Origin of the sequence: Paenibacillus sp. FSL E2-0190 (assembly GCF_037992965.1) — a bacterium.
Lineage (GTDB): Bacteria > Bacillota > Bacilli > Paenibacillales > Paenibacillaceae > Paenibacillus_AQ > Paenibacillus_AQ odorifer.
In genome coordinates this window covers 5751759-5764713 of record NZ_CP150306.1, presented here as the reverse complement: position 1 = coordinate 5764713, position 12955 = coordinate 5751759, and the positions used below count along the sequence as shown (strand labels likewise).

At 45.5% G+C, this 12955-nt stretch carries 9 protein-coding genes; all 9 read left to right on the top strand.

Annotated elements, in window-relative coordinates; all coding sequences use genetic code 11:
* Nucleotides 1–31: 31 nt before the first annotated feature.
* The 9 genes from NST25_RS25310 (at nt 32) to NST25_RS25270 (ending at nt 12770) form a co-directional block, all read left to right on the top strand.
* Nucleotides 32–1468 carry an extracellular solute-binding protein gene (locus NST25_RS25310; protein WP_076129173.1) on the top strand — a complete coding sequence of 479 codons (1437 nt, stop codon included), beginning with the start codon at nt 32–34 and terminating at the stop codon, nt 1466–1468.
* 167 nt (nt 1469–1635) lie between these two features.
* Complete coding sequence (locus tag NST25_RS25305; RefSeq protein WP_076194598.1) at nt 1636–4566, top strand: extracellular solute-binding protein; 2931 nt, start codon at nt 1636–1638, stop codon at nt 4564–4566.
* Nucleotides 4563–5528, top strand: a complete 966-nt coding sequence (locus NST25_RS25300) for a sugar ABC transporter permease (RefSeq protein WP_076129175.1) — start codon at nt 4563–4565, stop codon at nt 5526–5528. The genes NST25_RS25305 and NST25_RS25300 overlap by 4 nt, the downstream gene beginning before the upstream one ends.
* 1 nt (nt 5529) lies before the next feature.
* Nucleotides 5530–6390 (top strand): carbohydrate ABC transporter permease, encoded by an 861-nt coding sequence (locus tag NST25_RS25295; RefSeq protein ID WP_036679629.1) that lies wholly within the window; start codon nt 5530–5532, stop codon nt 6388–6390.
* An 8-nt stretch (nt 6391–6398) separates the two neighbouring features.
* Nucleotides 6399–7892 (top strand): hypothetical protein, encoded by a 1494-nt coding sequence (locus tag NST25_RS25290; protein WP_340392728.1) that lies wholly within the window; start codon nt 6399–6401, stop codon nt 7890–7892.
* On the top strand, nt 7889–8503 hold the full coding sequence (locus NST25_RS25285; RefSeq protein ID WP_076129177.1) for a YIP1 family protein: 615 nt from the start codon (nt 7889–7891) through the stop codon (nt 8501–8503). Before NST25_RS25290 ends, NST25_RS25285 begins: the two co-directional genes overlap by 4 nt.
* Before the next feature lie 18 nt (nt 8504–8521).
* Complete coding sequence (locus NST25_RS25280; RefSeq protein WP_340392727.1) at nt 8522–10894, top strand: DUF5696 domain-containing protein; 2373 nt, start codon at nt 8522–8524, stop codon at nt 10892–10894.
* A gap of 4 nt (nt 10895–10898) precedes the next feature.
* Nucleotides 10899–11774: a sugar ABC transporter permease gene (locus NST25_RS25275; RefSeq protein ID WP_081382489.1), complete on the top strand. Its 876-nt coding sequence runs from the start codon at nt 10899–10901 to the stop codon at nt 11772–11774.
* Between the two features lie 3 nt (nt 11775–11777).
* Nucleotides 11778–12770 carry a carbohydrate ABC transporter permease gene (locus NST25_RS25270; protein WP_081387615.1) on the top strand — a complete coding sequence of 331 codons (993 nt, stop codon included), beginning with the start codon at nt 11778–11780 and terminating at the stop codon, nt 12768–12770.
* Nucleotides 12771–12955: the final 185 nt, after the last annotated feature.

Here is a 12955-nt window from a genome sequence, read left to right as displayed (position 1 = left end):
TATTTGTTCAATTTAAGAGGGAGGTTAGGTTATGATTTCGCAAAGAAAAACGAGCAGTTTAGTCGTATGTATGGTAATGGTTTTTGTGCTTATTCTGTCAGCCTGTAGCAGCGCTGGAAGCTCAACGACGAATCAAAATGCAGCTAACAACGGTAAAACGAACACTGAAAAAACTAATAATGCTAGTGAGCCAACCAATGCAACAGCTACTGAGGGCACGGAAGCAGCAGATCCTGCCAACGACCTGCCAAGCAAAGATATTCAAGGTGAGGTTACCGTTTGGGCCTTTAATGAAAAAGTGTTCGAGGAAGTCGGCGCTGCATTTATGGCTGAATATCCTGGAATCAAGCTGAAGACGGTAGTTATGCCCTTTGGCGACCTGCATGACAAGCTGCAAACGACAATCGCCGCAGGTAGTGGAGCGCCGGATGTAGCTGAAGTAGAAATGTACCAGTTGAACCGTTATATGGCGGGCAATGTGCTGGAGAATCTTTTGGAAGAGCCTTATAACGCTGGAAAATATAAAGATCTGGTTGCTCCATATAACTGGGAACGTTGGATGACACCAGACAGCTCACAGCTGCTTGGTATGCCTTGGGATATGACACCGGGGGTTTATTACTACCGTGCAGACATTTTTGAAGAGCTTGGATTGCCAAGTGATCCTGCTGAGCTTGGTGAATACATGCAAGATGAAGAGAATCTCTTGAACCTGGCTCAAATTTTGAAAGCTAACGGTAAATATTTCATGGAGTGGAGCGATGGCCCGATCGTATGGGCAGGAGATGAAGTCGGCTACTTTGATAAGGATATGAACTGGACACGTAATACGGACAAAATGGTGAAAGTTCTTGATATTACAAAACGTGGACAACAGCTGGGCTGGGCACCTCATATCGGTTATGGCTCAGACGAAGGTAAACAGCTAGTTCTGAAAGGTGATTTAGTTGGTGTCGTATCGGGTTCATTTGGAGCGCGCGGACTTCAGGAAACATTCCCTGAGCTTGCCGGAAAATGGAAGGTAACCCGTTTGCCAATAGGAATTAACGTGGGAATGGGCGGCTCAAGCTTTGTTATTCCTTCGCAAAGCAAAAATAAAGAAGCGGCATGGGCTTACATTCAGTGGAGCATGAGAAGTGAAAATGCTTGGAAAATTTGGACAAAACATTCCATTCAGCCGGGTTACAAGGATATTTCCAGTCTTGATTGGTACGCAAACACTAAAAATGAATATCTGGGTGGGCAAGAGGAATTTAAACTATATGAGCAATTAAGCAACGATATTCCAGTCAAACACCTTACACCAGTAGATAACAAGGGCTGGGAAATCTTTATAGCGGCGATCGGTGATGCACTGGCTAAGAACACAGATTCCAAGACGGCTATTCAAAAAATTGGTGATGATGTCTTGAAGCAAGCTTCCAAAGAAATTGCTGCCTTTAAAAAGGCAATGGGAATGCAGCCGTAAGGAAATCTAATAACAGGAGGGGCAGCCTGCAATTGCCAGAGCTGCCCTGCTTGTATTCACTTAAGTCCGAGAGGCCCGTAAAGATGGGAGGAGACCGATGCGTGTTACGCATACTGCGAAAATATAAGATTAGTTTGTTGTTACTGGTACTTTTAGGAGTCTCCCTAGTGTGGTGGAATCAATCACGAGGGTTTGATAATTCAGCGATGGAGGGCATCCCCGTTTATGCGGATGTTGATGAAAGCTCTATTTTAGAAAGCGATAGTGTGAATTCAAAACTCGAAGCCTCTTACTTAAGCTATTACGAGGAAAAACAGCAGGATGGAGCAAAGGACTCATCGGATTTTACGCTTGCTATTCCTTCGGCGGATTATACGGCCATTAGTGCTGAAGGTACAGAGGTAATGACGGATCTTGGTGGAAAACCCGGCAAGGTACTAGCGCTTAAAGCAGAGGATAGCTGGGTGGAATATACATTTACGGTTCCGGCAGATGGGTTATATCAGATGGGGATGGAGTATTATGCCCTTCCTGGTAAACGATCCTCGATCATTCGAAGCGTAAAGATTGATGGGGAGTATTTATTCTCTCAAGTAAAAAAAATGGAATTCCAGCGGATGTGGAAGGAAAGTGCAGAGCCATGGCTGGACAATCAAGGGAATGAATTTAATCCCAAGCGGGAAGAGGTAACAGGCTGGCAATATCGGGAGTTTCGAGATGCCGAGGCCAGAACTGCGGATCCCTTTCGCTTTTATCTGACCAAAGGGGAGCATACGGTGAAGCTGGAAGCCATCCGGGAACCGGCTGCACTTAGTGAACTGAGAATATTTTCTCCAGAACCGCTCCCGACTTATGCGGAAGTGAAGCAGGAGTATGAGAATAAGGGTTACAAGCCTGTTCAGAATCAAGTGATCAAAATTCAGGCAGAAGAATCCTCCCTTCGTTCAGATCCAACGCTGAAGCGGATCGAGGACCGGGAGCCACTCACCGAACCTTTTAACAAAGATGCTATTGTGCTTAATAGTTTTGGGGGTGTCGGGTGGCGTACGGGTGGACAATGGGCGGAATGGAATTTCGAGATTCCTGAGTCAGGGCTCTACAATATCGCAATTCGTTACGGCCAGTGGTTCCTAAACGGGATACCGGTGGAACGCCGGATTATGATTGATGGCGAGGTACCGTTCCAAGAGCTGAATGCCTTGAAATTCCCTTACAAAGCGGAATGGCAAGTAAACAAGCTGGGGAATGAGGACGGAGAATACTTCTTTTATCTCGAACAAGGCAAGCATACGTTGCGGATGGAAGTTCAAGTATCGGGTGTAGGCGGAATGATTGAAGCTGTGCTGAACACTACACATAAAATGTCTCTTTTGGGACGTGAAATCACGCAGGTAACGGGAACGAACCCCGATCCAAACGGGGATTGGCAGCTGGAGCAGAACATTCCTAATCTTGTGCCACGTTTACATTTGATGGCGCGGACGTTGGATGATGCCGTGCAGGATATGTATGCTTTTGGCGTTGCGGATGGAAGCTCTGAGCTGAGTACGCTTTATGAAGCACGTGATCGGTTCCTGGAAATGGCGAAGGATACCTCAAGTATTCCAGGTCGTCTTCAGCAATTTACGGATCTGCAGTCATCGCTTGGCTTATGGGTCAACGGATTAATGAAGCAGAGTATTGTAATGGACTATATTGAAGTGAAGTCGGAAGATCAGCCATGGCCTAAAGACGCGGCTCCTTGGTATACCCGTGTAGGGACGATGACGTATGACTTCTTTAGTTCTTTTACAAAGGATTACAGCGGCATAGGAAATACGTACAAAAATGAAAAGGTGCTGGATGTCTGGATCTCTCGTGGACGTGATTGGGCGGAGATCATTAAGCAAATGGTGGATGAGGACTTTACACCAAACACGGGCATCAAGGTGAACGTCAATATTATTCCTACGCTTGCAGCGGATCAGAAGCAGATTCTGTTATTAGCCAATACTGCCGGACTTGCTCCCGATGTGGCACTGGGGGTTGAGGGTGAAGTGCCGATTGACTTCGCGGTGCGGAATTCACTCGTGAATCTGAATGAATTCTCGGATTATCAAGAGGTTGCTGAACGTTTCAGAGCGGGCGCACTGATTCCTTATAAGTATGATAACGGAGACTTCGCATTGCCGGAGAATCAGAACTTCACGATGCTCTTTTACCGGAAAGATATTATGGCACAGCTGGGCATTAGCGAGAAGGATATTCCGAATACGTGGCAAGAGGTTATGGAACTGATTCCTGTGCTGCAACAAAACGGGATGGACTTCTATTATCCACATGCCCCGAACAATCCGAGTCTAGCCATTAATGAGTTTGCGCCGTTCTTATTCCAGTATGGTGGAGATTTCTATAAGAATAATGGGATGTTGTCTGATCTGGATTCACCAGAAGCTCTGACAGCTATGAAAATGTGGACGGGACTCTTTACGAACTACAAGCTGCAGAAACAAGCGGATTTCTATAACCGTTTCCGTTCTGGAGAGATGCCAATCGGCGTTGCTGATTATTCCACATACATTCTGTTATCTACTGCCGCACCTGAGTTGACAGGCTGGTGGGGCATGAAACCAATGCCGGGTATTGAACAAGCCGATGGACAGATTAACCGTTCTACAGGCGGGCTTGCACAGACAGGAATTATTTTTAAGGATACGGATATGAAAGAAGAGTCTTGGGAGTTCCTGAAATGGTGGACCAGTGCGGATGCACAGGAGAACTTCGGCTCAGAGCTTGAGTCTTTGCTGGGTGTTGAAGCTCGTTGGAATACAGCCAATGTTGAAGCGCTCAAACGTCTGCCGTGGCAGCAGGATGATATCGACGCCATTATGGAACAGTGGGAGTGGTTTAAAGAGCGCGAAGTGGTGCTTGGAGGATATTACACGACCCGGCATATCGCCAACATCTGGAATGAAATTGTGCTCAACGGTAAATTCCCGAGGGAGGCGATGGAGCAAGGTGTGCGTGAAATCAATAAAGAGCTTAGTAAGAAACGCGAAGAGTTCGGAATTGAAACTTCCCAGACTTCAAGCGCTAAAGAGGAAGGAGGTCAGAAATGAGTAGTGAAATAATTACACCGGCACAGAACGAAGCCGTACAGATGCAGCCGACGAAAACTCCCGGGAAATGGGCTCAGCTTTGGTTGGATATCAAGAAAAATAAAGTTTCCTATTATTTCTTGGCCCCTTTCCTGATTCTGTTCACCGTTTTTACTATTGTTCCTATTATCATGTCCGTCGTTCTAAGCTTCAGCTATTACAACATTATTGAGACACCGAGATTCATTGGCTTCTCTAACTATAAGCTGTTGTTTGTAGACGATGATATCTTTCTTAAAGCTGTTGGGATTACGCTAAAATTTGCTATTATTACAGGTCCGATAGGTTATATTATGGCCTTCTTGCTGGCCTGGCTGATTAGCCAGATTCCGCAGAAGTTCCGCTTTTTCTATACCCTATGCTACTATGTGCCATCGATTACAAGTGCAGTAGCAATGTCCGTGGTTTGGTTGTATTTGTTCGCCGGAGACCGCAAGGGGTTGCTCAATCACTGGCTCATTCAGCTGGGGATTATCAATGAACCTTATTTATTTCTACAAAATGTAGATTCGATCGTACCGGTGATCATCATAGTTTCCTTATGGATGAGTATGGGGGTAGGTTTCCTTGCTTTTCTGGCCGGACTTCAAAATGTACCGACAGATTTATATGAAGCTGGCTCAATTGATGGGGTCAAGTACCGCTGGCAGGAGCTTTGGTACATTACGATTCCATGCGTCAAACCGCAGCTATTATTCGGTGCGGTGATGCAGGTGGTCGGTTCGCTTACCGTATTTGACGTCAGTATGCGGCTTGTTGGATTTCCGAGTCCCCTTTATGCAGGCCATACGATTATGGCGCATCTGTTCGACTACGCATTTATCCGCTTTGAGATGGGATATGCGTCAGCGATTGCTGTATTACTGTTCGCTTTGATGCTTGGGCTCAACCGTCTCATCTTCAAAGTGCTGGGGAGGGATTAGGATGCACAAAATAAATTTAAGGCGTATTGACTATGGCGGCATCTTTTTATATCTGTTCTTAACGGTGTTTGGCCTAATTATGCTGCTGCCACTTGTCTATATGGCAGTGACTGCTTTAAAACCAACAAGCGAACTATTCCTGTTCCCACCGCGGTTTTTCGTAGTGAATCCGACGTTGGTGAACTTTCGTGATTTGCTGTTAATTACCGGAACTTCGGCGGTGCCGTTCTCACGGTTTATTTTCAATAGCGTGGTCGTTACATCGGGGATTGTGGTCGGGGGTGTCTTAATTTCAGCAATGGCGGCTTATCCGCTTGCCAAGCACAATATGCCATTTAAAAGCGCTATCTTTAGTATGATTGTGGCGGCGCTGATGTTTTCACCTTTAGTATTGCAAATACCGCAATATCTGCTGATTAGCCGCAGCGGATTAATGAATTCGTATTTTGCAATGATCTTACCTTATCTGGCTGCACCGATGGGAATGTTTCTTATGACCCAGTTCCTGCGGCAGCTTCCAGACGCTTTATTAGAGGCGGCCCGCATAGACGGGGCTTCAGAATGGAAGGTATTCTGGGTGGTTGTGATGCCAATGCTTAAGCCGGCGATTTCGACTTTTGCTTTATTTAGCTTCATTTCTGCTTGGAATGATCCGTATCCTTCAATGGTCTATACGACTGTTCAGGAAATGAAGACATTGCCGCTTGCCATCCAAACCATCAGTGGTGGAGCCGGAGTCGTTGCTAGGGTAGGCACTTTGGCAGCAGCAAGCTTCTTGATGATTCTCCCGACTATTCTTGTCTTTATATTAACGCAGCGGATGGTGCTTCAGACAATGGCCCATTCGGGGCTGAAGGAATAGGGGGAGTCATGATGATAGGACGTAATATGAAAAAAATGCTGCTAACAGGGCTACTGGTGACGCTGACACTGCCAGTGCTGCTGCTTCCAGGGCAGGCGCTAGCTGGCGAAGCCCCGTATGAGGGGTATACGTGGAATCAGTCCGGCAATGAGGTCCGCTCGATTAATGGTTATCTCTACGATTCTTCTATCGATCCAACAGGAACAGATACGGGGTCCTTCAAAAATCCGGAATCTCTCTTTATTAGTGATGACGATTCACTCTACGTAGTAGACACGGGCAATAGCCGTATTGTTCATATGGATAAGGACGGTCGTCTGCTAAATCTGATCGGTGATGCGGAGGGCAGCGGCAAGCTGCAGGAGCCGAAGGGTGTATTCGTGAAAGAGGATGGAACGGTATATGTAGCAGATACAAAAAACGCGCGTATTGCTATTTTTGATAAAAATGGCAAGTTCGTAAAAGAGTTTCTAAAACCGGATAGCCCATTACTGGGTGCTAATTTCTCTTATTCTCCTTCTAAATTAGTTGTAGATAAGCGTGATTATATGTATGTGGTGAGCGATGGTAACACGCAGGGGTTGCTGCAAATTGACTCGGGCGGTAAGTTCAAGGGGTTCTATGGAGCGAACCATGTAGGCTTCTCCTGGACACGACTCTTAATTAAGCTGGTGGCCACCAAAGAGCAGCAGAACCAGCTGGCGACCGTTAAACCTTCTGAGTTCTCCAACGTGGATCTGGATGAAGAAGGATTTATCTACAGCACGACCCTGGGCGAAGAGTATAACCAGATCAAACGGTTATCTCCGGTAGGCGTAGATACGCTGAACATTGGTAAACACTGGTACGGCGATTATTACTCCGAGGGTCCATTCAGTATGGCTTCTTTTATGGGCATCAGTATTGATAAGAACGGGTTTATAACCGCGCTGGATTTGCAGTCCAGTAAAGTCTTCCAATATGACAAGCTGGGGAATTTGTTATTCAGCTTCGGCGGGATCGGGGATCAGAATGGACTCTTCGTGACTCCTTCCGCCGTAGATCAAACCGCTGATGGTTTGATCTATGTAGTGGATAAAGGACGGGGCAGAATCGATCGCTTCCGGACCACGCCGTTTGCGGATTTGGTTCATCAGGCATCTTTGCTATATGTAGATGGCAGCTATGACGAAGCGCAATCCTTATGGCAAGAGGTGCTGCGATTGAACGCCAATTATGATATGGCTTATCAGGCTATCGGCAAAGCGCTTTATAAAGCAGAGCAATATAAGGAATCTATGAGCTATTTCAAGCTTTCAAATTCCAAAGCTGACTATTCATCCGCTTTCCGCGAATATCGTAAATTGTATATCCGGGAGCACTTTACTTATTTCTTTGCCGGCGGAATTGGACTGTTCTTAGTACTGTTCTGGAGTGCGCCGAGATTATACCGGAGATTCCATGCCTGGCTGTATAGAGGAAACAAGGCAGTTTTGGAACCGGCAAAGGGGGAGATTGGATGAACACTTTGCGAATGATTCATCAGGTTGTAGTTCATCCTTATCAGTTCTATAACGATATTCAAGGAAAGCAGCGTATCCGCTGGATACAGGGGATTGCCATCGTTCTACTGACCTTTGTGGCACGAATGATCTCGATTCTGATTACAGGGTATGCTTTTCAAACTAGAGAGCCGCATGAAATCTCTATGTTTCATGAGTTTATTTGGCTTATCGTTCCTTGGTTGACCTGGTGTGTCTCGAACTGGGGTGTCAGTACGATTATGGATGGTGAGGGGAAATTTAAAGAGATTTTTGTGGGCAGTGCCTTTGCGCTTGTTCCATACATGCTCTTTATCATCCCAGTCACACTGCTAACGTTGGTCCTTTCGCTGGATGAGGCTTCAACCTTCAATCTGCTGCACAAGTTTGTGATTCTTTGGGTGGCTTGGTTGATTTTAATGAAGGTGAAGATCCTGCATGATTTTGAGATTCGCAAGGTTATTTTTATCACCATAATCAGTGTAATAGGGATCGCCATTATCTGGTTTGTAGGCATTTTGCTGTTTGGTATTTCCAATCAATTTGTTTCATTTATTGTCGATCTGCTCAAAGAGTTGAGATTGCGCGCGTAAGGAGGGAAAGGTAACACGATGAGAAAAAAAGTTAAAGTGCGGGGCATTCTCTGTATTGTTGTGATGATGCTGTTCGCAGTGATAAATGTTCAACCCCTACACAGTTCCGCCGATCCGTCTACCGCTGCGCAGTCTGTTCAGACTGAAGAAAGCAAAGAGGTTGGGCAAGAGCAAACATCGGTGGTGACTGAACCAGCTGAAGGGCAGGCCACTGCTGTGCAAGAAAAGGAGACCACGGCTCCCGTAGAAGAGCAGGCTCCAGCCGCTGTAGCAGCACCTGTACAGAAGGTTGAGCTGCAGCCGGTCACGCCTGGAACAAAAGCATTGGAGAACGAACGCTATATTTTATATGTAGATGAGAAATCGGGAAATCTTCGCATCACAGACAAAATCACAAACAAGGAGTGGCTTGGATCTCCACAGCTGGAGCGAACAGCCATGCCAAATATTAAGAAATACACGACCGCGCCGATTTATGCCAGATACACACAGGGGGCTGATATTACACAGGTCTACCCACTTAAAGATGAAGACTCCACGGTTACCGTAACGATTGAGCAAGATGTCGTCCGCGCGGAGTTTGCTTTTATTAGCCTGAAGCTTTCTTTTGCTCTGGAGTACAGACTGACTGCTAATGGATTTGAGGCTTCCATTCCACAGGAGTACTTGAAGGAAGAGGGGAATGCGAAATTCACGAGTCTGGAGGTTCTGCCATTTTTTCATGCGGCTAGAGAAGATGCAGAGGGGGCAATGATGCTTCCAGATGGTTCAGGGGCATTGCTGGAGTTTCGGAAAGATCATCCCGCTTATTTGAAAGGTTATTCTGAATACATTTACGGCGGGGACGAAACCTTTGTGAAACAAAATCATGAAATTACGGATAACTCTTGGCAAAAGGCGGCACCTCTTAAAAAAGCTATCGCTTTGCCAGTGTTTGGGATCTATCAGGGAGACACCGGATATTTAGCAATTGTCACTAAGGGAGATACCGATGCTAAAATCAACGGTGTTCCATCAGGCATTCGCGCTATTTCGCTTTATAGAGCATCAAGTGAATTCACTCTGCGCAAGGATGATGTTATTTTTGTCGGCAATTCCGGCCAAATTCCTTATTATCAGGGTGAGATGATCAAAACCGATCGTAGCGTACGTTATGTTCTGCTCCAAGGCGAGGAAGCCAACTACGTTGGGATGGCGAAGGAATACCGTAATTACTTAATGGAAGAGAAAAAGGTCAAGGAAGTAGTTCTTGAGAACACGCCATTGTATCTTCAAGTGCTCGGCGGGATTTCACGTGATGAAGTCATCGGTTCAACTTTTATAGAAGCAGCTACGTTTAAACAAATCAAGAACATGATTGATCAATATCAGGCAGAGGGTGTTACTCAGCTAGAGATTACGATCGAGGGATGGTCCAAAAATGGTTTATACGGAAACCAGCCAGAACAATTCCCTGTTGAGAAGAAGCTGGGAGGCAAAAAGGGACTTAAAGAGCTTCAGGAATATGCCGCAGGCAAGGGCGTAAATCTTTATTTGAAAGCTAACTACGTGAAACCTTACCAAGATAGCAACGGCGTGAAGGCAAGCAGAGATGCTGTCCGCGGTATTAATCGTGAAGTCTTGAAGCAGTACGTCTACTATCTCTCTACCCGGTGGAATACGGATGATTATTTCTATTTAATGAAACCTAGTGTTATCGCAAAACGCAGTAATGCTGAGTTAAGCAAGTTTCAGGATCTGGGTGTGAAGGGTGTACAGTTTGAACACTTTGGAAGCTTGCTATACTCCGATGAGGATAATAAATCCAATACGGACCGCCAGCTTACAGAAGATACTTATGTTAATGCATTGGATAACTTCCGTAAAGGTGAGCTTAACACGGCAGTAGATTATGGTTTTGCCTATACATTAGGACATGTGAACCGGATTGATCAAGTGCCGCTCGACTCCAGTCAATTTGTCTATACAGATCGGGCGATTCCTTTCTATCAACTGGTGTTACACGGCTTAGTGCCTTATACAGCAAGCCCGGTTAATTTGTACGATGATTCCCGTAACCAAACCTTACGGGCGCTGGAATATGGAGCCCTTCCAAGTTATGAATTAACTTATGCTCCGACTAGCGATCTTCAGAGAACCATGGCAGACCGGCTGTTCAGCTCTAGTCTTGAGAACTGGCTGGCACCTTCTGTGCAGAATTATCTCGCATTGAAAGAGGTCTATGACAGCATTAGCAACCAGCAAATGACGAATCATGAGCAGCTGCAAAGTAAAGTCTTTCGGACGACTTATGCAAACGGTGTGAGCATTATAGTCAACTATAATGAGCAGTCTGTTGACGTGTCTGGTCAGACCGTCGAGGCATTCGGCTATGCGGTAACAGGAGGATGATGAAGTGAAAAAATCAAAGCTATCGATGCGAGCGCGTTATTTCGTTGAAGGATATTCCTTCATCGGCCTGTGGCTGGTCGGATTTCTGGTGTTTATGGCTGTTCCGCTGGGCCGTTCCTTGTATTATTCCTTTCAGGATCTCCAAGTGAGCAAAGGCGGCTTACTGGCCACTTTTGTTGGGATGGAGCATTATCGCGCCGCTTTTACTACAGATGTTAATTTCTTGCCTCTGCTCAAATCGACGATGGTGTCGACGGTGACTCAGGTTCCGTTAATTCTTATCTTTTCGCTCTTTTGTGCGATTCTGCTAAATCGCGGACTCGTAGGAAAAACCTTTTTTCGTGGCGTGTTCTTTTTGCCGGTCATCATTGCTTCAGGGGCGATCCTGGGCAAATTGATGGATCAGGGTGCCGCAAATTTACCGATTTTTTATAATCAGGATTTATATGATAAGCTCCATAACTTTATCCCCGGCGACATTTTGAAGTCGTTGCTGAAATATGCAGAATCTTTAACGCTGGTGATGTGGGATTCTGGCGTGCAAATTCTGATTTTTCTAGCGGGGTTACAGACGATTTCTGTTTCACTGTATGAAGCGGCCAAATGTGATGGAGCAACCGCGTGGGAAAGCTTTTGGAAAATCACCTTCCCGATGATTATGCCGATGATGCTTGTAAACACGTTGTTTAGTATCGTCAGCTCATTCACGAAGGCAGATAATCAAATCATGAGTCATATTTTGAATGTCGTCTTTAAGAATAATGATTTTGGATATGGCTCAGCGATGGGCTGGATTTATTTTGTGTTTATTTTCTTGGTTCTGGGTTTGGTCTTCCTGTTATTCAGCAAGTCGCTCGGTGCCACCGAAGGGAGGAAGTAGAAGATGTTGAAGGAATCCGTAAAGCAGGTTCGGACAACGAACATGGAACATCTGACAACTCGTCTAAAAGCAAGCGGCAGGCTGGACAGGGTCGTGAAACGTTCGCTTCAGGTGCTGAATATCGCTTTTTATTACTTGGTTATTCTCAGCTTAACGTTCGTATTCCTATATCCCTTGTTATACATGGTATCCAAATCCATGATGCAAGTAACAGATGTAGCTGATGCCACAGTGCAATGGCTTCCGAAAAAGATAAGTTTTGGCAACTATTTTCTGGCATGGGATTCGCTTAAATTCTGGGCCGGGTTCGCAAATAGTGCGATTATTTCTTTCGGGAGTGCGGTTCTGCAAATCTTAAGCTGTTCCTTAATCGGTTATGGTTTTGCCAGATACCGTTTCCCAGGCTACGCAGTATGTTTCGTTCTGCTGCTGTTTACTTTTCTAGTTCCACCGCAGACGATTGTTGTGCCACTGTATTTGTTCTTTAGTGACTTGGGGTGGATTAATACACATTTGCCGTTTGTGGTTCCTTCTATGTTTGGGCACGGGTTGAAGGGGGCATTATTCGTACTGATCTTTATTCAGTTCTATCGCGGAATGCCTAAAGTGTTGGAGGAAGCAGCACGTATCGATGGTGCAGGCGCATTCAGAACGTACTGGAAAATCATGTTTCCTATCGCCAAGCCGGCAATGCTGATCGTATTCTTGTTCTCTGTGGTATGGCACTGGAATGACAGCTTTGAACCGAATACGTATTTAACAACACCGGATTTCTATAATCTGTCGCAGCGATTAGCGATGTTTTATGGTTCCAATAATCAGGCAGCGGAGACGATGTCGCAAATGACTTCGGGTTCTATTGGGATGGCCCCAACTGGACTGAATCAGGTTATGGCGGCGTGTATTCTAACCATTCTGCCAATTCTGATTCTGTATTTGTTCGTACAGCGTCATTTTGTAGAAAGTGTGGAACGCTCCGGTATTGCCGGGGAATAACTTTATTTACTAAAAACCAGCAAGCTCTCTGTGTGGAGGCTTGCTGGTTTTATTTTTAGGTAAAGGGTCTTCAAATTAGTATATCAATTCGGTTAAGATGGATAAGTATTCGATAAACTGTATTAGAAATATACATCCAAACCAAGGGAGTCAGACGATGAATAAACGCACATCGGGATTTGAGC